The organism is Pseudomonas sichuanensis (genome assembly GCF_003231305.1).
Lineage (GTDB): Bacteria > Pseudomonadota > Gammaproteobacteria > Pseudomonadales > Pseudomonadaceae > Aquipseudomonas > Aquipseudomonas sichuanensis.
Window position 1 is genome coordinate 50,281 of sequence record NZ_QKVM01000012.1, and the last position, 25,126, is coordinate 75,406.

At 65.7% G+C, this 25,126-nt stretch carries 22 protein-coding genes; 4 read left to right on the forward strand and 18 right to left on the reverse strand.

The genetic code is table 11. The annotated features are described in order from the left end of the window. Nucleotides 1-42: 42 nt before the first annotated feature. The 3 genes from DM373_RS08645 to DM373_RS08655 form a co-directional block, all read right to left on the reverse strand. The gene (locus DM373_RS08645; protein WP_110993156.1) at nucleotides 43-2,214 is read right to left on the reverse strand and encodes a TonB-dependent siderophore receptor; all 2,172 of its coding nucleotides are present in this window, start codon (nucleotides 2,212-2,214) and stop codon (nucleotides 43-45) included. A 157-nt stretch (nucleotides 2,215-2,371) separates the two neighbouring features. After that, on the reverse strand, nucleotides 2,372-3,244 hold the full coding sequence (locus DM373_RS08650; RefSeq protein WP_110993157.1) for a TIGR03915 family putative DNA repair protein: 873 nt from the start codon (nucleotides 3,242-3,244) through the stop codon (nucleotides 2,372-2,374). Next, entirely contained in the window at nucleotides 3,235-4,455 is a 1,221-nt protein-coding gene (locus tag DM373_RS08655; RefSeq protein WP_110993158.1) for a putative DNA modification/repair radical SAM protein, read from the reverse strand. Before DM373_RS08655 ends, DM373_RS08650 begins: the two co-directional genes overlap by 10 nt. Before the next feature lie 169 nt (nucleotides 4,456-4,624). Between DM373_RS08655 and mqo the strand changes: the two genes are divergently transcribed. Continuing rightward, nucleotides 4,625-6,208 carry a malate dehydrogenase (quinone) gene (gene mqo / locus DM373_RS08660; RefSeq protein WP_110993159.1) on the forward strand — a complete coding sequence of 528 codons (1,584 nt, stop codon included), beginning with the start codon at nucleotides 4,625-4,627 and terminating at the stop codon, nucleotides 6,206-6,208. A gap of 201 nt (nucleotides 6,209-6,409) precedes the next feature. Here mqo and DM373_RS08665 read toward each other — a convergent pair whose 3' ends face one another. Further along, the gene (locus DM373_RS08665) at nucleotides 6,410-6,898 is read right to left on the reverse strand and encodes a signal peptidase II (protein ID WP_110993160.1); all 489 of its coding nucleotides are present in this window, start codon (nucleotides 6,896-6,898) and stop codon (nucleotides 6,410-6,412) included. 193 nt (nucleotides 6,899-7,091) lie between these two features. On the opposite strand from DM373_RS08665, the gene DM373_RS08670 reads away from it, so the two are divergent. Next, nucleotides 7,092-8,138 (forward strand): class I SAM-dependent methyltransferase, encoded by a 1,047-nt coding sequence (locus DM373_RS08670; RefSeq protein ID WP_110993161.1) that lies wholly within the window; start codon nucleotides 7,092-7,094, stop codon nucleotides 8,136-8,138. Nucleotides 8,139-8,274: 136 nt separating this feature from the next. Here DM373_RS08670 and DM373_RS08675 read toward each other — a convergent pair whose 3' ends face one another. Then, nucleotides 8,275-9,519: a saccharopine dehydrogenase family protein gene (locus DM373_RS08675; RefSeq protein ID WP_110993162.1), complete on the reverse strand. Its 1,245-nt coding sequence runs from the start codon at nucleotides 9,517-9,519 to the stop codon at nucleotides 8,275-8,277. Between the two features lie 30 nt (nucleotides 9,520-9,549). Further along, nucleotides 9,550-10,647 carry a carboxynorspermidine decarboxylase gene (gene nspC, locus DM373_RS08680; protein ID WP_110993163.1) on the reverse strand — a complete coding sequence of 366 codons (1,098 nt, stop codon included), beginning with the start codon at nucleotides 10,645-10,647 and terminating at the stop codon, nucleotides 9,550-9,552. A 233-nt stretch (nucleotides 10,648-10,880) separates the two neighbouring features. Here nspC and DM373_RS08685 point away from each other — a divergent pair, with 233 nt between their 5' ends. Beyond that, the gene (locus tag DM373_RS08685) at nucleotides 10,881-11,366 is read left to right on the forward strand and encodes a metallophosphoesterase family protein (RefSeq protein WP_110993164.1); all 486 of its coding nucleotides are present in this window, start codon (nucleotides 10,881-10,883) and stop codon (nucleotides 11,364-11,366) included. Here the strand turns inward: DM373_RS08685 and DM373_RS08690 are convergent. After that, nucleotides 11,347-11,736 carry a RidA family protein gene (locus DM373_RS08690; protein WP_110993165.1) on the reverse strand — a complete coding sequence of 130 codons (390 nt, stop codon included), beginning with the start codon at nucleotides 11,734-11,736 and terminating at the stop codon, nucleotides 11,347-11,349. The two genes, DM373_RS08685 and DM373_RS08690, sit on opposite strands and share 20 nt — an antisense overlap. Before the next feature lie 112 nt (nucleotides 11,737-11,848). Between DM373_RS08690 and DM373_RS08695 the strand changes: the two genes are divergently transcribed. Next, nucleotides 11,849-12,748, forward strand: a complete 900-nt coding sequence (locus DM373_RS08695) for a LysR family transcriptional regulator (RefSeq protein ID WP_110993166.1) — start codon at nucleotides 11,849-11,851, stop codon at nucleotides 12,746-12,748. A 22-nt stretch (nucleotides 12,749-12,770) separates the two neighbouring features. On the opposite strand, the gene DM373_RS08700 is transcribed toward DM373_RS08695, so the two are convergent. From DM373_RS08700 to DM373_RS08750, 11 genes are all read right to left on the reverse strand, one after another. Next, nucleotides 12,771-13,436 (reverse strand): M24 family metallopeptidase, encoded by a 666-nt coding sequence (locus DM373_RS08700; RefSeq protein ID WP_110993167.1) that lies wholly within the window; start codon nucleotides 13,434-13,436, stop codon nucleotides 12,771-12,773. Between the two features lie 39 nt (nucleotides 13,437-13,475). Continuing rightward, entirely contained in the window at nucleotides 13,476-14,093 is a 618-nt protein-coding gene (locus DM373_RS08705; protein ID WP_110993168.1) for a TetR/AcrR family transcriptional regulator, read from the reverse strand. A gap of 89 nt (nucleotides 14,094-14,182) precedes the next feature. After that, entirely contained in the window at nucleotides 14,183-15,100 is a 918-nt protein-coding gene (locus DM373_RS08710) for a pyridoxal-phosphate dependent enzyme (RefSeq protein WP_110993169.1), read from the reverse strand. A 15-nt stretch (nucleotides 15,101-15,115) separates the two neighbouring features. Then, nucleotides 15,116-15,808: a helix-turn-helix transcriptional regulator gene (locus tag DM373_RS08715; RefSeq protein WP_110993170.1), complete on the reverse strand. Its 693-nt coding sequence runs from the start codon at nucleotides 15,806-15,808 to the stop codon at nucleotides 15,116-15,118. Nucleotides 15,809-15,948: 140 nt separating this feature from the next. After that, nucleotides 15,949-17,652, reverse strand: a complete 1,704-nt coding sequence (locus tag DM373_RS08720) for an amidase (protein WP_110993171.1) — start codon at nucleotides 17,650-17,652, stop codon at nucleotides 15,949-15,951. A gap of 184 nt (nucleotides 17,653-17,836) precedes the next feature. Continuing rightward, nucleotides 17,837-18,421 (reverse strand): hypothetical protein, encoded by a 585-nt coding sequence (locus DM373_RS08725; protein WP_110993172.1) that lies wholly within the window; start codon nucleotides 18,419-18,421, stop codon nucleotides 17,837-17,839. 15 nt (nucleotides 18,422-18,436) lie between these two features. Beyond that, entirely contained in the window at nucleotides 18,437-19,012 is a 576-nt protein-coding gene (locus tag DM373_RS08730; protein WP_110993221.1) for a hypothetical protein, read from the reverse strand. A gap of 159 nt (nucleotides 19,013-19,171) precedes the next feature. Further along, nucleotides 19,172-20,011 carry a glutathione-dependent disulfide-bond oxidoreductase gene (gene yghU / locus DM373_RS08735; RefSeq protein ID WP_110993173.1) on the reverse strand — a complete coding sequence of 280 codons (840 nt, stop codon included), beginning with the start codon at nucleotides 20,009-20,011 and terminating at the stop codon, nucleotides 19,172-19,174. A 220-nt stretch (nucleotides 20,012-20,231) separates the two neighbouring features. Further along, complete coding sequence (locus DM373_RS08740) at nucleotides 20,232-21,437, reverse strand: NAD(P)/FAD-dependent oxidoreductase (RefSeq protein ID WP_110993174.1); 1,206 nt, start codon at nucleotides 21,435-21,437, stop codon at nucleotides 20,232-20,234. A 191-nt stretch (nucleotides 21,438-21,628) separates the two neighbouring features. Beyond that, on the reverse strand, nucleotides 21,629-22,684 hold the full coding sequence (locus DM373_RS08745; RefSeq protein WP_110993175.1) for a GlxA family transcriptional regulator: 1,056 nt from the start codon (nucleotides 22,682-22,684) through the stop codon (nucleotides 21,629-21,631). A gap of 232 nt (nucleotides 22,685-22,916) precedes the next feature. Continuing rightward, on the reverse strand, nucleotides 22,917-25,034 hold the full coding sequence (locus DM373_RS08750) for a TonB-dependent receptor (protein ID WP_110993176.1): 2,118 nt from the start codon (nucleotides 25,032-25,034) through the stop codon (nucleotides 22,917-22,919). Between the last annotated feature and the right edge of the window lie 92 nt (nucleotides 25,035-25,126).

The following is a 25,126-nucleotide window of genomic DNA, read 5'->3' on the forward strand; positions in this document are numbered from 1 at the left end:
CAGGGGGAGGAGGGAAGCGGCGCATCCATGCGCCTGCGAACGTCAGAAGCTGTACTTGGCGGTCAGCATGAAGTTGCGTGGGTCGCCGAAGGTGTCGCCACCGTAGTCCACCGAATCGGAAATCGACGAGTAGTAGTGCTTGTCGAACACGTTGTTGGCGTTGAGCTGCAGGTCCAGGTGCGGGCTGACCTGGTAGCCGGCCATCAGGTCGGTAACCGCATAGGCGCCCTGGATCAAGCGGTAGCTGCTGCCATCGGTCAGGGCGATGTCGTTGTACATGCGGCTCTGCCAGGTGACGCCGCCACCCACGCGCAGTTTTTCCAGCGGGCCCTGGAAGCGGTACGTGGTGTACAGCTTGAACTGGTGCTCGGGGGTGTCGGAGTTGAGCGGTTTGTTGATGTTCTGCGGGTTGTTCTGGTCTTTGATGGTGTGGACGCGGGCATAGGTGTAGCCACCACCGATTTGCCATTGGTCGGTCAGCGCGCCCTGCAGTTCGAAGTCGATACCCTGGCTGCGCACTTCGCCCGAGGCCTGGTAGCAGCTAAGTTGCGGGCAGTCCGGTAGTTTCACCTCGACCTGGCGGTTTTCCTGGTCGATGCGGAACACGGCCAGGCTGGCGTTCAGTGCGCCGTCGAAGTACTCGCCCTTGATGCCGACCTCGTAGTTCTTGCCGACGATCGGCGTAACCGGCTTGCCGGCGCCGTCGCGCCCGTCCTGCGGGGTGAAGATGTCGGTGTAGCTGACGTAGACCGAATGGTGGTCATCCAGGTCGTAGATCAGGCCGCCATAGCGGGTGACCTTGCGGGTCACCTTGTAGTCGCCGGCATCGTTGTCGCGCTGGTCGTAGTCGTACCAGTCCAGGCGCCCGCCGAGGATCAGCTTGAGCGGGTCGGCCAGGCTCAGGCGGGTGGTGCTGTAGACGCCTTCCTGGTTGATCAGGTAGCGGTTGTTGCCGGTGTGCACGAAGCCGGGCTTGCCGCCACTGAGCGGGTAGTCGGTGTCGTACGGGCTGTAGTTGTCCTCGTTCATGTCGTAGAGGCGTTTGCTGGCGCCGACCACCAGTTCGTGGGTGCGGCCCAGGGCCTGGAACGGGCCGCTGGCGAAGGCATCCAGGCCCAGCTGGTTCTCGTCGTGCTTCGACTGGTAGACCGTGCGGCTCAGGGTCTTGGCGGCGTTCCAGCGCGACTGGTACGAGCCGCGGAACAGTGCGTCCTGCTCGCTGTAGTTGGCGTTGACCTGCAGCTTCCAGTCGTTGGCCAGGCGCTGGCGCACTTCGGCGAACAGGGTGTTGATCTGCTGGTCCTTGTTCTCCCAGTCGGTGCCCGGGTTGTACGAGCGCGACACGTCCAGGTGATGGCCGCCGAGGTCGCTGGGGATGGCGCCCCAGAAGAAGTTGGTCTTGTCCTTCTGGTGGGAAAAACCAAGGGTGAGGGTGGTGTCTTCGCTCAGGTCGGCTTCGGTGATGGCGTAGAACAGGCCATGGTCTTCTTCCTGGCCATCGCGAAAGCCGTTGGCATCGCGGTATGAGGTGATCACCCGGCCGCGCAGGGTGCCGCTGTCGTTGAGCGGGCTGGAGGCGTCGATTTCGCCGCGGTAGTTGTCCCAGCTGCCGGCGGCGCCGGTCAGGGTGACTTTCTGCTCGGCCAATGGGCGCTTGCGCACCAGGTTGATGGCTGCCGAGGGTGTGCCGGCGCCGGTGACCAGGCCGGTGGAGCCGCGCACCACTTCCACCCGGTCGAACATCGCCAGGTTGGGCTGGGCGCCGACCACCCAGCCGGTGTACGTGCTGGGGATGCCGTCGTACATGATGTTGTCGACGTCAAAGCCGCGGGCGGTGTAGGTCTGGCGGCCCGGGCCGCTGGACTGGTTGAGGAACAGGCCCGGCGTGTACCTGGCCACATCGTTGATGCTGGTCATGGCCTGATCGTCCATGCGCTGGCGGGTGATCACGGTCACTGACTGGGGTGTTTCGCGCATGGTCAGCGGCAGCTTGGTAGCGGTGGACATGGCCCCGGTGGTGTACGACTGCGAACCTTCGGTGGTGCTGCCCAGGCGGCTGTCGTCGATGGCCGTGGCGCCCAGCTCGACCACGGCTGGCGCCTCGGTTTGCGGCGGTTCGGCGGCGACTGCCAGGGGCAGGGAAGCCATGCAGACAGCCATGGCCAGCAGGTTGCGCGTGGGCGTGAAGCGACGGGGCAAGCGAAGCGGAGACATGCCGGGCTTTATCCTTATTGCTAGTGCTTATGAGAACGATTAGCAATAAGTCTGTCAGGATTCCTTTCCCGGTCATAGCCCGGCCGGATATAAATTTGACGTAATTTTCACAATTGCCATTCGGGCGAATGGTTTTTGCAGGGTTGACGCACGCTGCTCAAGCCTTGGGGGAGGGCGAGCTGACAGGCCGCGCGGGGCTGGCGCTGATCTGTTTGCCACGCTGTTGCGCCACTTCCCGTGCCTGGCCGTCCCGCTGCTTGCCATGGCGCGCCTGGCCCACCAGTTGCGGAATCAGCGGCCCTTCCGGCAAATGGCGCCAGAACCGCCCGGGCAGATGCTGGCGCAAGGCGTCGGGGTTGAGCCGGGCCGGGTTGAAGGTGTGGCGGTAATAGGTCAGCCACAGCTCGGCGTCGGGGTCTTCGGCAGTGCGTGCCCATTGCTGCCAGGCTTCGGGGCAGCGCCGCTGGTAGTCGAGCGACGTACCGTCGTAGCGCACGCCGTCGCGGGGCGTGGCGATCAGCCAGCGCTGGCGCCCCAGGCGCTCGGCAAAGTGGCCGCTGGCGCTGTCGAGGATGTCGTGGGCCGGTTCGTGGTAGGCCACCAGGTCCAGCTGCAGGTGTTCGGCCAGCGCCGCAGGCAGCGGCACGAAGCGCACGAAGGCATGCAGGTGGTGGGCTTCGCGGCCGACCTGCCTGATGCGCCGTTGCAGCTCGCTGCCCAGGCGGTCGCCGGCGAGCATGGCGGTGCGGTCGCCGTGGGCGACGCGCCAGAGCACCTCGTACAGCAGGTTCCAGCGCTGTTCACCGCGGTAGCGCCCGGCCTGCTCCAGTTGGGCCAGCAAGGCCGCCGGCACCCGCGCTTGGAAGGGGCCTGGGCCTTCGGGCGGTGCCTGTGGGACGGCCAGCAGGTCGTCCATTGGGCCTTGGCTCCAGGTGACTTCGGCCGGGTCGATGCCGTGGCCGAGCAGGCGCCTGGCCTGGTCGCGCCAGGTGGCGAAGCAGTCGTCGCAATCCAGCGCGATCACCCCCACAACCCCATCTGCACGGGGGCCTGGGGTTCGCGCAGGCGCTCGCGCAACAGCCCGCTGCGCAGTTCGGCCTGGGCCGGTCGGTAGTCGCTGGTGACGATGAACGGGCGGGCTTTTTCCAGCACGCAGCGCAGCTGGATCAGGTCGTCGTAGCGGATCCGTCGTTCGCGGCGCAAGGCCACCATGCGTTGCACGCTGCGCAGGCCGATGCCGGGGATGCGCGCCAGAAGCGCCGGTTCTGCGCGGTTGACGTCGAGCGGGAACACCTCGCGGTTGGCCAGCGCCCAGGCCAGTTTCGGGTCGATGTCCAGCGCCAGGTTGCCACTGCCGCCAAGCAGTTCGCCGGCCTTGTAGCCATAGCCGCGCAGCAGGAAGTCGGCCTGGTACAGGCGATGCTCGCGCAGCAGTGGCGGGGCCGCCAGGGGTACGCTGGCGGGGCTGTCGGGGATCGGGCTGAAGGCCGAGTAGTACACGCGTTTGAGGCCGTAGCCCTGGTACAGCGATTCGGCGTTGCGCAGCAGAGTGCTGTCGTCGGTGGCGTCGGCGCCGACGATCACCTGGGTGCTCTGCCCGGCGGGGGTGAAGCGCGGCGCCCGGGGCTCGTTGGCCACCGCCTGCTGGCCCTGGTGGATCACGCCCATGGCCAGGCGGATGGTGCTGGCCTGCTTCTCCGGGGCCAGGCGCTGGAGGCTGGCGTCGGTGGGCAGTTCGATATTGACGCTGAGCCGGTCGGCCAGGCGCCCGGCCTCCTCGATCAGCAGCGGGTCGGCATCCGGGATGGTCTTGAGGTGGATGTAGCCACGGAAGTTGTGCTCCTCGCGCAGCAGGCGCGCCACCCGAATCAATTGCTCCATGGTGTAGTCGGCCGAGCGGATGATCCCGGAGCTCAGGAACAGCCCGCTGATGCAGTTGCGCCGATAGAAATCCAGGGTCAGGCGCACCACTTCCTCAGGGCTGAAGCGTGCCCGCGGCACGTTGCTGGAGCGGCGGTTGACGCAGTACTGGCAGTCGTACAGGCAGAAGTTGGTCAGCAGCACCTTGAGCAGCGACACGCAGCGCCCGTCGGGGGTGTAGCTGTGGCAGATGCCCGTTCCGTCGGTGGCGCCCAGCCCGTCACGGCCACGCGAACCGCGCTTGGGCGCGCCGCTGCTGGCGCAGGAGGCGTCGTATTTGGCGGCGTCGGCGAGGATGCCGAGTTTGGCGATGAGCTGCATGGGATGATCCGAAATACTGAATATTCATACAGTATTTCGGGATTGAGCTTATGGCAAGTGCTCGCTGGGGCGTCGCGATGGCGAACCGCAGCGCCTACCCGACTGTTTTACTCGGCTAAGCTTGATTTCAGTTTGTTTCAGGCTCACGACTCATTGAAAGGGTGCGCACATGAAGATCGTCGGTAAATCCCCATGGGCCCTGGCGGCCCTGTGCCTGGCCATGGGCCTGGCGACTGCCCAGGCCGCCGAGAGCAAGAAGGTCGATGTGATGTTGGTGGGCGGCGGCATCATGAGTTCCACCCTTGCCATCTGGCTCAACGAGCTGGAGCCGGGCTGGTCGATGGAAATGGTCGAGCGCCTGGACAAGGTTGCCGAAGAAAGCTCCAACGGCTGGAACAACGCCGGCACCGGGCACTCGGCCCTGGCCGAGCTCAACTACACGCCGGAGAAGGACGGCAAGATCGACATCAGCAAGGCGGTGGAGATCAACGAGTCGTTCCAGGTCACCCGGCAGTTCCTCGCCTGGCAGGTGAAGCAGGGGGTGCTGAAGAACCCACGCTCGTTCATCAACACAACCCCGCACATGAGTTTCGTCTGGGGCGACGACAACATCCGCTTCCTGCGCAAGCGCTACGAGGCGTTGCAGGCCAGCCCGCTGTTCAAGCCCATGCAGTATTCCGAAGACCACGCGCAGATCGCCAAGTGGGTGCCGCTGATGATGGAAGGGCGCGACCCCAACCAGAAGCTCGCGGTGACCTGGACGCCGATCGGCACCGACGTGAACTTTGGCGAGATCACTCGCCAGTACGTGGGCTACCTGCAGACCCGGCCGAACTTCGATCTCAAGCTGTCCACCGAGGTCGAGCACATCACCCGCAACGACGATGGCAGCTGGCACGTCGAGTACAAGAGCCTCAAGGATGGCAGCACGGCCGCCACCGATGCCAAGTTCCTGTTCATCGGTGCCGGCGGCGCCGTGCTGCCGTTGCTGCAGAAGTCCGGCATCGACGAGGCCAAGGACTATGCCGGCTTCCCGGTGGGCGGCTCGTTCCTGGTCACCGACAACCCGGCCATCGCCCAACGCCACATGGCCAAGGCCTACGGCATCGCCGCCACCGGTGCGCCGCCGATGTCGGTGCCGCACCTGGATACCCGGGTGCTCGATGGCAAGCGGATGATCCTGTTCGGGCCGTTCGCCACCTTCTCCACCAAGTTCCTCAAGCAGGGTTCGCTGCTGGACCTGCTGGGCAGCACCACGGTCCATAACACCTGGCCCATGGTGCGGGTCGGGCTGCGCGAGTTCGACCTGGTGCAGTACCTGATCGGCCAGGTGCTGCAGTCCGACGATGACCGCTTTGCCGCGCTGCAGACCTATTTCCCCGAGGCCAAGCCTGCGGACTGGCGCCTGTGGCAGGCCGGGCAGCGGGTGCAGATCATCAAGAAGGACGAGAACCAGGGCGGCGTGCTCAAGCTGGGTACCGAGATCGTCACCGCCAAGGACGGCAGCATCGCCGGGCTGCTGGGCGCTTCGCCTGGGGCCTCGACCGCGCCACCGATCATGCTCGACCTGCTGGGCAAGGTGTTCAAGGACAAGCTGGCCACGCCCGAATGGCAGGCCAAGGTCAGGCAGATCATCCCGTCGTATGGCATCCGCCTGAACGAGCACCCGGACAAGGTGCAGGAGGAGTGGGACTACACCAGTGCAGTGCTGCAGCTGGCGCCGGCCAGTGAGGTTGCAGCGCCCACGCAATGAACTTGCACGTCCGCTGTAGGAGCGGCCTTGTGCCGCGATCGGGCCGCAAAGCGGCCCCAGTGTTACCACATGGATTGTCGGGGCCGCAGCGCAGCCCTTTCGCGGCACAAGGCCGCTCCTACAGGGATCGTGTGAGCCAAGTGGGAGCCGGCTTGCCGGCGATGGGGCCGTGGCAGGTCAGCCGCAGGTCGGTTAGCCCGGTCAGCGCTTGGCAGGCCTCGTCAGCCCATCGATCGCCAGCACCGCCGCGCCGGCCATGATGGCGATATCCGCCAGGTTGAACACACCGGTGTGCAGCGTGCCGATGTTGAGCACCAGGTAGTCGACCACATGCCCCTCGCGAAACACCCGGTCGATCAAGTTGGACAGCCCGCCCACGGCGATGAACCAGGCGGCGAAGGCCTTGATTGGCGCCGCTTGCCAGTGCCTGAACGCCCAGACGCTGGCCCAGCAGCACACCGCGCCCACGGCGACCACGAAGATCAGTTGCTTGAGCAGCGCCGGCATGCCGGCACCCAGGCTGAGGAAGGCACCGGGGTTGAGGCTCAGGGCCAGGTCGAGCCAGATGCTCTGGTTGCCCAGGACGTAACTGTGGTTATCGAGGGCAACCAAGGCGATCAGCTTCACCCACTGGTCAATGATGATGAAGGCAACGCCCAGGACAAGGACGAGGGTACGGCTGGAGAACATGGTGGCAATTCCTTTGCTGCACGGGGGCGGCCGTCCGGTAGTGGCGGGTGTGCCGGCAGCGCGGCGAAGATAGCGCAGGCGGGTCTAGACTTAAAGCCCGGGCCCGGTTCTGCTGTGGGCCTATCATCGATCCGACCACCGCCCCGGACCGGACTTCGTCGACGGTGGCCTTCTGAGCAGAGGAGGTCAGGTCATGGACGAGGCAAGGCTTCACGAATTCATGGGCAAGCTGGTGGGCGACATGGGCGCCGCGGCGACCCTGGCCAACGTGGTGCTGGGCGACGAGCTCGGCCTGTACCGGGCGATGGCCGACAGCCAGCCGGTCAGCCCCGAGGTGCTTGCCGAGCGCACCGGGTGCCAGCCGCGGCTGGTGCGCGAATGGCTCAATGGCCAGGCTGCGGCCGGTTACGTGGTGCACGATCAAGGCAATTTCACCCTTCCCGAAGAGCAGGCCATGACCCTGGCGCTGGAAGACTCGCCGGCCTACATGGCCGGCGGCGCGGCGGTGCTGGCGGCGCTGTTCCACGACAAGGACAAGCTGGTGAAGGCCATGCGCGGCGATGGCGCGCTGGCCTGGGGTGACCACCACCCGTGCATGTTCAGTGGCACCGAACGGTTTTTCCGCCCGGGCTATCGCACTTTTCTGGTGGCCGATTGGCTGCCGGCGCTGGAAGGCGTGGTCAGCAAGCTGCAGGCCGGCGCGCAGGTGGCGGACGTGGGCTGCGGTCACGGTGCCTCGACCATCGTCATGGCCCAGGCGTTCCCACAGTCGCATTTTGTCGGCTATGACTATCACGCGCCTTCGGTGGCCACCGCCACCGAACGGGCACGGGACGCCGGTGTGGGCGGGCAGGTGAGCTTCCAGCAGGCGTCGGCCAAGGACTACCCCGGCCACGATCTGGACCTGGTGTGCTTCTTCGATTGCCTGCATGACATGGGCGACCCGGTTGGCGCGGCGCGGCATGCCTACAAGGCACTGAAGGCGGATGGCACGGTGATGCTGGTCGAGCCGTTCGCCGAGGACAGCCTGGACGCCAATATCAACCCGGTGGGGCGGTTGTTCTATGCCGCGTCGACGTTCATCTGCACGCCCAATTCACTGTCGCAGGAGGTTGGGCTGGGGCTGGGGGCGCAGGCGGGGGAGGCACGCTTGCGGGCGGTGTTCGAGGAGGCGGGGTTCACGCGCTTCCGGCGGGCGACGCAGACACCGTTCAACCTGATTCTGGAGGCACGCAAGTAACACGTGAATCTGCAGTGGCCAAATCGCGGGGCAAGCCCGCACCCACGCCGGCACCACCAGCAGCGTGGGAGCGGGCTTGCCCCGCGATTGTTCTGAAAGAGAAGGGGCGCCATCTGGCGCCCCTTCTTGTTGCTGCTTAGGCTTGCGCGTCCCAGGGACGGTCGCCTTTTTCATCCTTGACGCGGGTCGGCAGGCCCATCACGTCCAGCGCCTTGAGGAAAGGCTCGGCCGGCAGTTCCTCGACGTTGACCATGCGGCCGGCGTCCCACTCACCGCGGGCGACCAGCAGGGCAGCAGCCACTGGCGGCACGCCGGCGGTGTACGAGATGCCCTGGCTGTCGGTCTCGGCGTAGGCTTCTTCGTGGTCAGCCACGTTGTAGATGAACACTTCGCGCGGCTGGCCGTCCTTGGTGCCCTTGACCAGGTCACCGATGCAGGTCTTGCCGGTGTAGCCCGGGGCCAGCGAGGCCGGGTCGGGCAGCACGGCCTTGACCACTTTGAGCGGTACCACTTCCAGGCCTTCGGCGGTTTTCACCGGTTGCTCGCTGAGCAGGCCCAGGTTCTTCAGCACGGTGAACACGTTGATGTAGTGCTCGCCGAAGCTCATCCAGAAGCGCACGTTCGGCACGTTCAGGTTCTTCGAGATCGAGTGCACTTCGTCGTGGCCGGTGAGGTACAGGTTCTGCGAACCCACCACCGGCAAGTCGTCGGTGCGCTTGACCTCGAACATGGTGTTGCTGGTCCACTGGCTGTTCTGCCAGCTCCACACTTGCCCGGTGAATTCGCGGAAGTTGATTTCCGGGTCGAAGTTGGTGGCGAAGTACTTGCCGTGGGAACCGGCATTGACGTCGAGGATGTCGATCGAATCAATGCGGTCGAAATACTGCTGCTGCGCAAGTTTTGCGTAGCTGTTCACCACACCCGGGTCGAAGCCGACACCAAGAATGGCGGTAATGTTCTTCTGCTGGCATTCCTCGAGGTGTTTCCACTCGTAGTTGCCGTACCAGGGCGGGGTTTCGCAGATTTTGCCCGGTTCTTCGTGAATCGCGGTGTCCAGATAGGCGACACCGGTATCGATGCAGGCACGCAGCACCGACATGTTGAGGAAAGCGGAACCGACGTTGATCACGATCTGCGATTCGGTCTCGCGGATCAGTGCCTTGGTCGCCTCGATATCGAGGGCATTGAGCGAGAAGGCCTGGATGTCGGCGGGTACCTTGAGGCTACCCTTGGCCTTGACGCTGTCGATGATGGCCTGGCATTTGGAGATGTTCCGTGACGCAATCGCAATACGACCCAGTTCGTCGTTATGCTGTGCGCACTTGTGGGCCACCACCTTGGCGACACCTCCTGCACCAATGATAAGAACGTTCTTCTTCAATTCAGCTGCTCTCCTTCATGAAAGCCCGTCTTACGACAGGCTCGAAACGTAGTCTTCAAAACCGAACTCGCGCACCACCTCGACGCTGCCGTCGAGTTGCTTGACCGCGATGGACGGCATCTTCAAACCGTTGAACCAGTTTTTCTTGACCATGGTGTAGCCCGCCGTGTCGACGAACGACAGGCGATCGCCAATGGCCAGTGGCTTGTCGAATTGGTACTCGCCGAAGATGTCGCCGGCCAGGCACGATTTGCCGCAGACCATGTAGGTGTGCGCGCCGTCGTTGGGGGCCATCTTGGCGTTGAGGCGGTAGATCAGCAGATCGAGCAGGTGCGCTTCGATCGAGCTGTCGACCACGGCCAGGTGCTTGCCGTTGTGCAGGGTGTCGAGCACGGTCACTTCCAGCGAGGCGCTGTTGGTGATGGCCGCTTCGCCCGGCTCCAGGTACACCTGCACGCCGTAGGTTTGCGAGAACTGCTTCAGGCGCGCGCAGAAGGCGTCTACCGCGTAATCTTCGCCGGTGAAGTGGATGCCGCCACCGAGGCTGACCCATTCGACCTTGTGCAGCAGGTGGCCGAAGCGTTCCTCGATGTGGCTGAGCATCTTGTCGAACAGGCCGAAGTCGCCGTTCTCGCAGTTGTTGTGGAACATGAAGCCGGAGATCTTCTCGATCACCTTCTCGATCTTCTCAGGGTCCCACTCGCCCAGGCGGCTGAACGGGCGCGCCGGGTCGGCCAGCAGGTAGTCGGAGCTGCTCACCTGCGGGTTGACGCGCAGGCCGCGCACCTTGCCTTCGGATTGCTCGGCGAAGCGCTCGAGCTGGCCGATGGAGTTGAAGATGATCTTGTCGCAGTTTTCGAGCATCTCTTCGACTTCATCGTCGGCCCAGGCCACGCTGTAGGCGTGGGTTTCGCCGGCGAACTTCTGGCGGCCGAGCTTGAGCTCGAACAGCGAGGACGAAGTGGTACCGTCCATGTACTGCTGCATCAGGTCGAACACCGACCAGGTGGCGAAGCACTTGAGGGCAAGCAGGGCCTTGGCACCGGAGTGTTCGCGCACGTAGGCGATCTTCTCCATGTTGCTCAGCAGCTTGGTTTTATCGATGAGGTAGTACGGCGTCTTGATCATTTAAAGGCCCCCGGCCAGGCCGGCCAAAAAAAGGACACGCATTGTGCCTTCACTTGCCACAGTTCGAAAGGGCGCAAGGTGCTTTTCGTCCGAGTCGCCGCTCATTGCCTATACAAAGCGCCATCATGCAGTTGCCCGGGGCCCGCTGTCGGGGAACGCCTGGGGTGCAATGGCCTTATTGAAACAGACGAATATGACCATCCTGATCAACGGCCGGCAGCGAGGGGCGGGCAATGAAAGTAGGCGTTATTTCCGACACCCATGGTTTGCTGCGCCCCGAAGCGCTGGCGGCGCTCGAGGGCTGCGCGCTCATCGTGCACGCCGGAGATATCGGCAAGCCAGAGGTGCTTGAGGCGCTTGCCGCGCTGGCACCGCTGCGGGTGGTGCGTGGCAACAACGACCTGGCGCTGCTCTGGGCCCAGGGCTTGCCGGACGTGGACAGGTTCGAGGTGCAAGGCTGGCAGGTGCTGCTGGTGCACGACCTGGCCGATGTGCCGGCGCACCTGGATCAGGGCGTGCAGTGGGTGATCACCGGGCATTCGCACAAACCGCTGATCGAACGGCGGGAGGGCTGCCTGTACCTCAACCCGGGCAGCGCCGGGCCCCGGCGCTTCAGCCTGCCGGTGACCCTCGCGCTGATCGAGGTTGGCGCAGATGCGCTGGTGCCTGAAATAGTCCCGCTGCTGGCGGCCAACCCGCTCAAGGCAACTTCGCGATGACCTTGATTTCGAAGTCGAAGCCGTAAAGCCAGGTGACGCCCACCGCCGTCAAGGTCGGATGAGGGGCGCTGCCCCAGTACTCGGGTACCACCTGCCAGATGGTTTCGAACGTCGACTGCGGGTCGACCATGAACACCGTCACGTCCTGCACATCATCGAAGCTGCAACCCGCTTCGCGCAGGATCGCTTCGAGGTTGGCGAAGGCCCGGTGAACCTGGGCCTTGAGGTCGGGTTCCGGCGAGCCGTCGTCACGGCTGCCGACCTGGCCGGAGACGAACAGCAAGCCGTTGGCGCGGATGGCCGGTGAATAGCGGTTGCGCTGGTAAAGGGCCTGGCGGCCTGGTGGGAAGATCACGTCGCGTTTGGTCATGGCTGATGCCTTGGTGGTGGGGATGGCCTCACTGTATGCCGCGCATCAATCCCGATAATCAGGCAGTTGCGGTTAAGATTGTTTGCAAATCGCAAATAATTGGAGTTGCCCGATGGACCGCTTCGAGGCCATGCGCGCTTTTTCCCGAGTGGTGGAAACCGGCAGTTTCAGCAAGGCCGCCGAGACCCTGAACATCAGTCGCACCAGCGTCACCCAGCTGATCCAGCAACTGGAAGCGCGGTTGCGGGTGCGCCTGCTCAATCGCACCACCCGACGGGTGAGCGTGACCCATGATGGCGCCCAGTTCCATGAGCGCGTGCAGCGCCTGCTGGCCGACCTGGAATACGCCGAAAGCAGCCTGGGCGAAGCCGCCCAGCGCCCGCGTGGCAAGCTCAGGGTCGATGTGCCGAGCCCGCTGGCCCGTCTGGTGCTGGTGCCCGCGCTGGCCGAGTTTCATGCCCGCTACCCCGATATCCAGATCGAGATGGGCGTCAGTGATCGTATGGTCGACATCATCGGCGAACATGTCGATTGCGTGGTGCGCGGCGGCGAGTTGCTCGACCAGTCGCTGATGGCGCGGCGGGTGGCCGACCTGCAGTTGGGGGTCTACGCCGCGGCGGCTTATCTTGAACGCCTGGGCACACCGACCCACCCCGGCGAATTGGAAGGCTCGGCCCATCGTGTGGTGGGGTTTCTCTGGGCGCGAACCGGCAGGCCGTTGCCGCTGAACCTGGCGCGAGGGGCGCAGCACGTGCAGGTCCAGGGGCACTGCGTGTTGGCGGTCGACGATGGCAACGCCTACCTCGCGGCCGGCCTGGCTGGCCTGGGCGTGCTCTGGTTACCGGACTACATGGCCCGTGAGCAGGTGGCCCAGGGCGCGCTGGTGCGTCTGTTCGAAGACTGGCAGCTGGCGCCCATGCCGTTGTACGTCGCCTATCCGCCGAATCGCCACGTGAGCGCACGGCTGCGGGTGTTCATCGACTGGGTGACGCAAGTGGCTGCCAGGCTCTGACAGGGGCTTGTGCTCTGGCAGGTCAGGCAAGCAGGTCCTCGTGGAAGGCCCCGTACGCTAGCTCCGGGTGGGCGATCTGGATTTCCAGGATCCACAAGCCTTCGCCCGGCTGCCCGTCGAATGCGCCCAGGTCACCGGCCCGGTAGATGGCATGGGGGAAGTCGCTGACGCGGTGGCCCTTGATTTCCAGGTTCAGTTGCCAGCCCATTTCCCGCGCGCGCTCGGCGGCAAAATCGTACAGCTCGATGCCCGTCACCCCTTGGCTGCGCCAGTGCGCCTGAACCTCGTCGAACAGGGTTTTCACTGCCGCGGCGCAGGCGATCATCTGTGGGTCGTTGCCGGTGACGAAGGTGGTGCCGGCATCACCCTCATGGCCTTCCCAGACCACGCCCATGTCGATGAAATAGATGTCGTCCGCGCCCAGCACCGGGTCACCGTCGGAGCGCTGCTTGAAGGTCTTCAGGGTGTTGGCGCCAAAGCGGATGTGGGTGGGGTGCCAGATCCGCTGCATGCCCAGTGCCTCCAGCACTTGCTGGCCCAGCGCGCGAGCCTCGGATTCGCGCATGCCGGGGCGGATGCCCTGGGCGATGCGCTCGACGGCCTGCCAGGTCATGCGCTGGGCATGTTTCATCAGCTCCAGCTGATAGGGGGCACCCACAGCTTCCTTTGCAGCGTTCGTGGCAGTCATGCCGGCACTCCTCATCAGGGGTATTTCGTTATGGTTTTTTTATACAGCGATAAGCTGCGGGACCTCAACCTCCGGGCGCAGGCCGCGCAGGAACAGGTCGGCCAGCGCCTGGGTCGACGCCCGCGTCGGCTTGAGGCGCGCCGAGCTGCCGGGCGCCTCGCCGAAACGGAAACTGGCCAGGGGCGTGGACCAGAGGAACAGTAGCAGATGCTCTGGCGCGGTCCGGGCAATCAGGCCGCGCTCCATCCACTGCGCAAGGCAGGCCAGGTTCTGCCGGGCGCTGTGGCGCAAGGCCTCGCTGCGTTCGCCGGGCAGGCGCTGCCCGCCGTGGAGCATTTCCTTGAGCCAGACCCGCGTGGCATGGGGGTGCTGGCGGGCCACCTCGGCCTTGGCCTTGAAGTAGCGGGGCAGGGCGTGCTCCGGATGATCCTCCGGCGCGAGGCTGCGCGAAGCGAGCAGCAAGGGCTCCATCACCAGGTCCAGCACGGCGGTGTAGAGCTGCTGCTTCTTGCGAAAGTAGTAGAAGACATTGGCCCTGGGCAGGCCGGCGCGGCTGGCGATGGCGTCGACCCGGGCGGCGGCGAAGCCGTGTTGGGCGAACTCTTCACTGGCGGCTTCGAGGATCAGTTGCAGGTTGCGGTCACGGATACTGGACATGGCTGAGGCAGGACTTCTGAATCGCTATGTTGAAAAGTATATAGCGATACTCAGTTGGCCTGCCATCGGCTTGTACCCGCGAGCAGGGCCTAGGCCAGCTGTTCCAGCCAGGCGCGGATCTGCTCCAGTGTGGCGGTCGCGCCACCGCAGACGATGACCAGCACATTGCCGTAGGCCTGCAGTACCTCTGGCCGCTGCAGCAACGCCAGCGCCGCACCGCAGGCCGGTTCGACCAGCACCCGGTGATCGCGCAGCAGCCTCTCGCAGGCTTGCAGCGCTTCGCGGTCGCTGACCAGATGGCTATGCACGGTGTGGGTACGGCTGCAGGCCAGTGCCTGCTCGGCCACCCGCTTGGCCCCCAGCGAGGTGGCCACCGACTGGATACCCGACAGCTCCACGGTATGCCCGGCAGCCATGGCCGCGTGCAGCGACGCCGCGCCGTCGGTCTCCACTGCCAGCACCGGTACGTCGTGCCAGCCATTGCGTTGCAGGCCCTCGACCACGCCGCTGAGCAACCCGCCGCCGCCGACCGAGAGCACCACGGCATCGGGCTTGCAACCCGTCGCCGCCACTTCGTCGATCATGCTGGCATGGCCGGCCCACAGCAGCGGGTCGTCGAAGGGGTGGATGAAGGCATCGTCCGGCCCCAGCAGCGTCTGGGCATGGGCGTTGGCCTCCTGCCACGAGCTGCCGTGCACCACGACCTTGGCGTCCTCGAGCAGCAACAGCTCCTTGGCCCGCTCGGTGGTGGTTTCGGGGACCACCACGGTCACCGGCACCCCCAGCTTGCGCCCGGCATAGGCCACCGCCAGCCCGGCATTGCCGCCTGACGACGAGACGAAATGCTGCGCGCCGCGGGCCTGGTGGATTTCACAGGCATGCCCGACCCCACGCAGCTTGAACGAGCCGCAAGGTTGCAGGGCCTCGAGCTTGAGCCACACCGGGCGGCCGGCTTGCAGCGACAGGGGGCGGGATTCGATCAGCGGGGTTTGGATGTGCAGTGGCATGGGAACTCCGGGTTTTTAGTCGTGGGCAGCCGGCGCGTGCTCGCCGCGCAGCTGCTCCAGGTAGTTGTAGATGGTGTAGCGGGTCACGCCGAGGGCTTCGGCGGCCTTCTCCACACCGCCCTTGACGATGAACAGCCCGCGCTCCTGCATCACCCGCACCGCCTCGACCTTGGCCTGCTTGTTCATCCGGCCCTGGCCGCTGCGTTGCAGCGAGTCGTGGATGATCTCGGCCATCAGCACGGCCATGTCGGCGGGCTCGCTGCTCATGGCCGGGGCGGGCGTGGCGCCCAGTGGCTGGAAGTGCTGAAGGAAGGCCATGGCGGCCTCGAGGCCGGTGACATCGGTATTCACGCACAGGCTGGCAAACGGGTGCCCGCCGCTGTCGCGGAAGATCGCCGTGGCGCTGCGCAAGATGCGGCCCTTGAGTGTGGTGGGGTAGTCGGGCAGCACCACAGGCTCGCAGCCTGGCTGGCCATTGGCAGCCTGCATCAACGCCTTGAAGCCCTGGTCCTGTTCGGGGGCAGCGAGGATCGGGCTGCCGACCTGGCGCCCGGAGAGCTGGCCGTTGACGATGGCCACCACCGAGCGTTCGGGGTGGTCGAGGTCATGCAGGAGGATTTCGACGTTGCGCGGGACAACACTGCCCAAGGCCTGGAGGGTGGCCTTGAGTACGGTGAGGGTGAGCTGGCGCTCTTGGGAAGGCGTCATGGCGGTATCGCATTATCAACAGTTAGTTGATTTTTGCATGCCTTGTTGAAATATTCCAGCGGGGTGGAAAGCATCGCGGGGCAAGCCCGCTCCCACAAACATAATCTGTGGGAGCGGGCTTGCCCCGCGATGTCTGTCGATCAGGCCAGCTTGGGCGTACGCGGCGGGATCATGCGGCGCGAGCCGGTCGCCTCGAAGGCAGCGGCAAATTTCAACAGATTGTTGTCGCTGTAGGCCTTGCCGGCGAAGGTCAGGCCCACGGGCATGCCGATATCGGCCATCACGCCCATCGGCACGGTCACGGTCGGCACGCCCAGGTGACGGATCGCCAGGTTGCCGTTGGCCACCCAGATACCGTTGCTCCAGGCGATGTCCGCCGAAGCCGGGTTCACATCGGCATCGGCCGGGCCGACATCGGCCACGGTGGGGAACAGCACCGCGTCCAGGCCCTGGGCGTCCATCCAGTCTTCCAGGTCCTGCTTGCGGGTCTGCTCCAGGCCGCGCAGGCCGTCCGGCACGGTGGCGATCTGGTCCCAGGTCTTCAGGCCGCGCTTGGCCATGTTGACGTACTCGTCCATGCCGGCGGCCAGGTCATCCTCACGGTTGGGCAGGGTGCCCGGGTCGTGGGGGAAGATCTGCGGGCCGTCGACGTCGGCCAGGCGGTTGAGCTTGGGATCGTCGTTTGCCCGCAGGAAGTCGTCGAAGGCCCAGCCGGACAGCTCCCACAGCTCGTCATGGAGGAATTCCTTGCTGACGATGCCGCGGTTGTACACGGTGGGTGCGCCAGGGCGATCGCCCTCGCAATTGGACACCAGCGGGAAGTCGGTTTCGACCACTTCGGCACCGGCCGCTTCCAGGGCCTGGCGCGCCTGCTTCCACAGCTCGATCACGCTGGCGCGGGTGTTGATGCGCTGGCCGGTGGGGCCGCCGATGCCCGGTTTCTCGGAGGTGCCGGCTTCGGCGTCGGCGTTGATGTACATGCGCGGCACGGCGAAGCGCTTGCCCTTGAGCGAAGCCGCATCGGCCGCCAGCGCCAGGTACGAGGCCGGGCGCACGCTGGAGGCGGCGGGGATCGGCACCCATGGCTGCAGGCGCCACAGGTCGCCGCGCTTGTCGGCGTCGTCGGCCACCACCACGTCGAGGATTTCCAGCAGGTCGGCCATGGTGCGGGCGTAAGGCACGACCACGTCCATGGTCGGGGTCAGCGGCCAGTTGCCGCGCACCGAAATCACGCCGCGCGACGGGGTGTAGGCGCACAGGCCATTGTTGGAGGCAGGGCCACGGCCGCTGGACCAGGTCTCTTCGGCCAGGCCGAAGGCGCTGAAGCTGGCGGCGGTGGCGGTGCCGGCGCCGTTGGACGAGCCGGAGGCGAACGGCGCGGTCAGGTAGGCGGCGTTGTACGGGCTTTCGGCGCGGCCATACACACCGCGCTGCATGCCGCCGTTGGCCATCGGTGGCATGTTGGTCTTGCCCAGGCAGATGGCGCCGCCGGCGCGCAGGCGCTCGACGGTGAAGGCATCGCGCTGGGCGACCAGGTCCTTGAATGCAGGGCTGCCGGAGGCGGCGGTCAGGCCTTTGACCAGGTAGCTGTCCTTGGCGGTATAGGGGATGCCGTCCAGCGGGCCGAGGACCTCGCCACGGGCCCGGCGGGCATCGGAGGCCTCGGCCTCTTTCAGCGCTTCAGGGTTGCGCACCACCACGGCGTTGAGTGCGGTGGCGGTGTCCTTGCCGTCATAGGCGTCGATGCGCGCCAGGTAGGCCTTGACCAGCTCGACCGCTGTCGTGCGGCCAGACTCGAGCGCGTCGCGCAGCTCGGCAATGGAAACCTCGGTTACCTCGATCATGCTGTCACCACAGTTGTGCAGGTGGAAAAATCATGGCGGCGAGTGTAGCAAGAAGGCTTTGCCGGAGCAGGCATGCAGTGGGGAAATGCTTCGTTGCGTCACAGCATTGTGCTGGGCGTGGGCATTGCGCTGGTGCCATTCGCCGACAAGGCCGGCGAATGGTTCACTTCTGGTGCCCGGTCGATTACAGCAGCTTGCGTTGCACCGCTTCGTCCAGGGTGCTGCGCGCCAGCTCACGGACCACGTCGCGGGTGTCGGCCTGGAACGGCAGGCCGACGATCAGCACCAGTTGCATCCAGGTGCGCACCGACTCGCTCTTGCTGATGCGCCCGACCTCCTTGCCTTCCTTGTCCTTGAACACGGTCTGCAGGGTGAAGGTGTTCTTCGCCGTGGACGGAATGATGAAGAAGGTGAAGCCAGTGATGAACGCCGAGGCCATGACGAACTGCTCATGGTTGGTCAGGGTCGATTCGGCGTACAGGTCCGATTCGACCTTGCGCGTGCTGACCTGGGTGAAACGGCCGGATTCCTGGTAGGTCTCGCTGATGGCCTTCTCCCACATCTGCGCCTGGGCGCCCGCGGCGGCAGCGGCCGGGTTGTCGTTGACCTGGTACAGCGCTGTGGTACGCAGGTAGGCGCTGGGCTTGGCCGCTTCGTTGCTGGCCGCAGGCGGCCAGGTGCCGACCGGGGCCAGGTCGCCGGTGGAATAGGAGACGCAGCCGCCGAGCAGCAATGCCCCCAGCAGCAGACCTTGTTTGAATACGTTCATGCATCGATTCCTGATTTAACGTTTGGCCAATTGCACGGTGGCGCTGTCCAGCAGCTCGCCGACCAGCAGCGACAGCTGCTTGCCGCCCATGATGGTCGGCGCCCAGTAGTCGCCGCCGTACAGGCCGACGTTGTGCTTGAAGGTGATCTGGTCCTTGCTGCGGGCCAGCTCGACGCCGTCGCGGTCGACGATCACCAGGTCGCCGGCCAGGTCGAAACTGTCCACGTAGATCGGGCCGTTGACCCAGATCCACAGGGTCAGGGTCAGCAGCGCACCGGGGAAATAGCCAGGGTGCGGCGCGCGACGGCCCTTGAGCGAGGTCATGTCGAACTTCAGCACCACGTCCTGTTCGCCCAGGCGGGTGGGGTACTCGCTGACCGACTTGAAATAGCCGGCCTTGTCCACGTAGCGGTCGAGGTCTTTGGTCAGCGAGCGGCTGATGGCCTCACGGGTAGCCTGGTCGAGGCCGGGGGCGGACACCGTGACATCGGCGACCTGTGCGGTGCGCGGGCTGGTGACAGCGGCGGGATGGACAGGGGCGTTGATGGGGCCGGTGACCTGGAAGGACACGCAGCCACCCATCGACAGCATGGCCACGAGGGCGGTGCATTTAAGGAATTGCTTCAAGCCGGTACATCCTTGGGCGAGAGAAAGGCTGAACAAGGGTTACGGCTGCAAGGCGAGGAACTTTAGGGCAAAGTGCCACTATTGTATCCAGGCCGCCCAGCGTGGCTGAGCGGCCCTCTGTGATCAGCCCAGGTCGGCTGCCGAATGGCGCTCGGGCACCTGGCTCGCTTCATCGCCCCAGGTCCGGTTCACCCGGGTACCACGCTGTACTGCCGGGCGTTGCGCGATGGCTTCGGCCCAGCGTTGCACGTTGGGGTATTCGTGTACCGCAAGAAACTCCGCGGCGCCATACAGGTTGCCGCGTACCAGCTGGCCATACCACGGCCATACGGCGATGTCGGCGATGCTGTATGCCTCGCCGCCCAGGTAGCTGCTTTCGGCCAGGCGACGGTCGAGCACGTCGAGTTGGCGCTTGGCTTCCATGGTGAAGCGGTTGATGGCGTACTCGAACTTCTCGGGCGCGTACACATAGAAGTGGCCGAAACCACCGCCCAGGTAGGGCGCCGAGCCCATCTGCCAGAACAGCCAGTTCAGGCTTTCGGTGCGGCCGGCCGGATCCTTGGGCAGCAGCGCGCCGAATTTTTCCGCCAGGTACAGCAGGATCGAGCCGGACTCGAACACCCGCACCGGCGGTTCGACGCTGCGGTCGAGCAGGGCAGGGATCTTCGAGTTCGGGTTGACCCCGACGAAGCCACTGCCGAACTGATCGCCTTCGCCGATGCGGATCAGCCAGGCGTCGTATTCGGCGCCGGTATGCCCCAGGGCCAGCAGTTCCTCGAGCAGGATGGTCACCTTGACGCCATTGGGGGTGGCCAGCGAGTAGAGCTGCAGCGGGTGCTTGCCCACCGGCAGCGGTTTTTCATGCGTCGGGCCGGCGATCGGGCGGTTGATGCTGGCGAACTGGCCGCCGGAAGGTGCCTCGTGGGTCCAGACCTGAGGCGGGACGTAGGGGTGCTTGCTCATGCGCGGAAACTCCTGGAAGGCGTGATCGAGCATCTATGCCATGGGGTCGGCGCGAGGGGCAAATGCATTGGATGCATAGCTGATATCAAAGCTGAGAGTTTGACGTTGGATGGCTAATCGCGGGGCAAGCCCGCTCCCACGCCGTTGGACTGCTCCTCAGAAATTGGACACTGGGGCAGTCCACGGCGTGGGAGCGGGCTTGCCCCGCGATGCGGGCGTATCAGGCCACCGGGATCAGCGGATCAGCCGCCGCCAGCGCCGCGGCACGATCATCGGCGGCCGGCGGGTAGATCCAGATTGAGTTGATCTGGTGCTTGAGCACCTTGGCCTCGGCCTTGTCGGTCGGTGGCGACACCGTGCGCTCCCAGCCTTCGGTGTACACCGCGCCCCAGGCACCGAGGTCCAGGCAGGTGACGTACTTGGGTTGGCTGTAGGTCATCGGTGCCACGCCGATCAGTTCGGCGGCGGCGTTGTTGCCGGCGTAGCGGCCCAGCGGGATGGCGTGCTGGCAGGACATCACCGCATGGTTGCCGACCTCGTCGCACGCGGCGTAGGCCACATCGCCCGCGGCGTACACCGCGTCATTGCCGATGACCTTGAGGTTGCCGTCGACGTGCAGGCGGCCCTGGCGGTCGCGTTCACCGCTGATCTGTTCGGTGAGCGGGTTGGCCTTGAAGCCGACGGTCCAGATCACCGTGGCGGCGTCGATGCGCTGGCCGCTGTCGAGTACCACGCCGCCATCATCCACCGAGGCCACCGTGGCGCCGCAGATCCATTCGATGCCAAGGTGCTCGCTGGCCTGCTCGATGGCCGGGCGGATGCCGTCACCCAGTGCAGCGCCGATTTTCGCACCGCGGTCGACCACGATCACCCGTGGTTTCACCCGATCACCCAGGATCTTGTGCAGGCGCGATGGCAGTTCGGTGGCGGTCTCGATACCGGTGAAGCCGCCGCCGGCCACTACCACGGTATTGCGTGCCGGGCTGTCGGGCCGGCCGGCGAGGGATTTCAGGTGTTGTTCAAGGCGCGACGCCGAGTCGATCTTGTCGACATCGAAGGCATGCTCGATACCGGCCATGTCGGGTCGGTTGAGCAGGCTGCCACACGCCATGATCAGGCGGTGGTAGCTCAGTTTGGACTCGATGCCGCCGGGCGCGCGGTACGTCACTTCACGGTTTTTCTCGTCGATGTGGCTGGCGCTGCCTCTGACGAAGCGCACATTGACCGCTTCGAACAGCGCCTGCAGCGGCGCGGCCATGGTGTGCACTTCGGGTTCGTAGAAGCGCGGGCGCACATGCAGTTCGGCCTGGGGGGCGAGCACGGTGATGGCGACGTCGTCGCGCCCGTGCAGGTCAAGCTGGCGCGCGGCGCCCAGGGCGCTCCACAGCCCGGCGAAGCCTGCGCCAATGATCAGGATCTGTTTCATGAGGGTGCTCCTGAAGGTTCCGAATACCGCGGATAGTTGGAATTGTCGGTTCGGGCACGGCAGTGGGAAGAGGGTACGCCTTGTGCCGCGGGGTGGGGCGTGGCCCGACCTGTGGCCCATCGCGGTGCAAGTCGCATCGGCGATGGGGTGGCTGTCGCAGCGAGGATGCTAAGCGTGGCCGGCGTTGCGCCCTAGGCCAAAGAACCCTGGATTTCGGCCAGCGGCACGCTGCGGGCGAAGCGCGCGCGGTAGTCGCGGGGGGTGACCGCCAGGTGGCGCTGGAATGCCTGGCGCATGCGTTCCTCGCTGCCAAAGCCGCAGTGGCGGGCAATGTGCTCGATGTGCTGCGTGGAGTTCTCCAGCAGGCGGCGGGCGGCTTCCAGGCGGAACAGTTCGATGGCCTTGGCCGGGGTGCGGCCGGTCTTCTGTTTGTACACCCGGGTGAAGTTGCGCAGGCTCATGTGCGCTTGCTCGGCCAGGCGTTCGACACTCAGGCGGGGGTCGCCCAGGTGGTCGTTGAGCCACAGGTGCAGGGCGTCGAAGGCGGCGCTGTCCTCGCCCTGGGCCTTGAGCAACTCGCTGAATTGCGCCTGCCCGCCAGGGCGCTTGAGGAACACCACCAGTTCGCGCGCCACCTGCATGGCCACCTCGCGGCCACAATCGGCTTCGACCAGGGCCAGGGCCAGGTCGATGCCGGCGCTCACCCCGGCAGAGGTCCACACCTGGTCCTGCTGCACGAAGATCGATTCGGCATCCACCTCGATGGCCGGGAAGCGCTGGTGCAGGGCGTCGCACATGGCCCAGTGGGTCGCCGCCCGACGGCCGTCGAGCAGGCCGGCGGCGGCCAGCAGGAAGGTGCCGCTGCACACCGAGGCGGTGCGCCGGGCGCGGGCGGCGACCAGGCGCAGCCAGTCGACCAGTTCGCCGTGGTCGGGGAGGGTGCGGACAATCTCCGGGGCGCCCGGCACCACCAGGGTGTGCAGCGGTTCGTGCAACCAGGGCTGCAAGGGCTCGGTACCGACCGCCAGCCCTTCGGCGGTGGGCACCAGGCCACCGGTGAGGCTGGCGGTGACCACCCGGTAGCCGGGCAAGCCGCGTTCGGCACGGGTCTTGGTTGCGGCCCAGAACACCGTCTGGGCGCCCGTCAAGTCGAGCAGGCCCATTTGCGGGTAGGCGAGGAACAGCACGGTGTGCGGCTGGTCGAGCGAATGCACGGGCGGGTCGGGAATTTGCGGGATATCGGTCATGGCGCGCTGCTTTGGGCGGGGGCTTGCCCTAGTCGATCAGCTTGCGAGGTGTTGTTCAAGCACCGGCGGCTTCATCGCGGGGCAAGTCGCATCGGCGCACCGCTGCGATTCTTCCGCAGACACGGGCATGGCCCGTGCCAGGCACCGAGGTGTCATCTTCGCGGGTAAACCCGCTCCCACAGGGTCCGTGCACTCTCCTGGATGGCGCAGTACCCGCGAAGTGGCCCTTGGCTCAGAAGCGGTAATCGACCGTGGCGAAGTACGAACGCGGCGCGCCCAGCAGCCACTGCTCGCCGCTGTAGGCCGACATCGCGTATTCACGGTCGAACAGGTTGTTCACCTGCAGCCCCAGACGCACGTCCGGCAATACCTGCCAGCCGATGTTGCCATCGACCACGGTGTAGCCCGGCACGTGCTGGTCGTTGGCGGTGGTGGCGTAGCGCTGGTCGACGTAGCGCAGGCCGATGCCGGCATCCACAGCCTGGCCGAAACCCTTGCTCAGCCACAGGTTGGCGGTGCGCCGCGGCACATCGGTGGGGCGGTTGCCCGAGCGGTCGTAGGCGATGCCGCCGCTCACTTCGTCGAACTCGTCGTACTTCGCCCGCACCAGCGCGGCATTGGCCGACAGCTGCCACTGGTTACCCAGCGCCAGTTCCAGGCTTGCCTCCAGGCCATCGGAGGTCTGTTGGCCGGCCTGCTGCTTGGTGTGGGTGACCGGGTCACTCACCAGCAGCTTGTTCTTGACGATGTGATAGGCCGCCAGGGTCCATTCGCCACGGCCTTCCCAGAAGCGCTGCTTGAGGCCCAGTTCGGTCTGCTTGGCTTCGGTCAGGTCCAGGCGCTGCTCGGGGCGCAGGGTGATCAGGTCGCCGACGCCGTCTTCGCTGGTGGAGTACTGGCCGTACAACGACAGGTCGTCGGTGACGGCGAACACCAGCCCGGCACGCCAGTTGCCGCCCTGCAGGCTGCGGTCGGCGCGGGTGTCGCCCTGCAGGTTGCTGCGGTCGATGTGGTTCTGGTCGCGGCGGATGCCGGTTACCAGGGACAGGCGCTCGGTGAGTTGGGTGCGGTTTTCGGCGAACAGGGCGAAAGTGCTGGTTTTCGACAGCGACTGCGGCTGGGTCGGGCTGGCGCTATGGAAAGCACCGGGCGCGGGCTGCCAAGGATCGAGCGGGTCTGTGCTGCCGTCGTCGTAGGGCCAGTTGCTGTCGATGTTGAAGCGGATGCGGTTGTACTCGGCGCCGACCACGGTCTTGCTGGCCAGGCCGAACAGCGCGTGATCGAAGGTGAACGTCTGGCGGTCGCCGATCTGCTCCTGGTTGTGCTTGATTTCGAGGAAGCTGCCGCGCTGCACCACCCCGTTGTCGGCGTCCCAGGCGTATTGCTCGGCGTTGCGCCAGTGGCGGCGGCTCTTGATGTAGTAGAGCTGGTTGCTGGCCGAGACGCTGTCGTTGATGGCCCAGTCGGTGGTGAAGCGTGTCCACTCATCATGGTAGCGCTGCACGTCGTTGCTGACGTTGTAGTTCTTCTTGGCCAGGCTGCTGCGCAAGTGGCCGTCGATCAGCGGCGTGCCGTAGTAGTTGGCCGGCTGCGCATCGCCACGCTCGTGGGCGAGGGTGAAGCTGAGGTCGTCGCTGGCATCGAAGCGCAGCGCGGCGCTCAGGGCCAGGCTGCGCGAGTCGGTGCGGTCGATGTAGCCGTTGCCGGCCTGCTGGTTGAGGGTGACGCGGTAGCTCAGGCGCTCGCTCAGGCTGCCGCCGCTGTCCAGCCCCAGCTGCTGACGGTCCCAGGAGCCGTAGCCCAGGCGCAGGTGGTTGCTGATCTCGCCGGCGAAGGGCTTTTTCGGGATCACGTTGACCACCGCGCCCGTGGCGCCTTCGCCGTACAGCACCGAGGCCGGGCCGCGGATGACGTCGATGCGCTCGACCATCCACGGGTCGACCGGGAAGGTCTGGGTGCCGGCACCGGTGTACAGGCGGGCGCCGTCGAACAGGGTCATCACCGAGTTCTGCCCGCTGAAGCCGCGCGCCGACAGGCCGGTGCCGCCATCGCCGGGGGTGCCGATGAAGGTGATGCCCGGCGAGCGGGTTACGGCATCCTGGACGGTGAGGTTGTTGCGCTGCTGGATCTGCGCCTCGCCGAGGCTGCTGGTGCTCGCAGGGGTGTCCAGGGCGCTGAGGTTCAGGCGTGAGCCGGCCTGGGTCGGGGTGGCCAGGTCGACGGTTTGCGCATCGCGGCTGTCGGTGATGGCCGTGGAGGGCAGGGTGAGGGTGGTCTGCTGTTCGGCCTGGGCCGGCAGGGCGACGGCCAGGCAGGCCGCCAGGGAGTAACGCTTGCTGATACGGGACATGTCGTTCCACTGCTGCAGGAAGGAATGGATCCCGGTGGAAAACACGCAAAAGGCGAACCGCGCACGCAGGCGCGCGCACGGATACCGGCCTG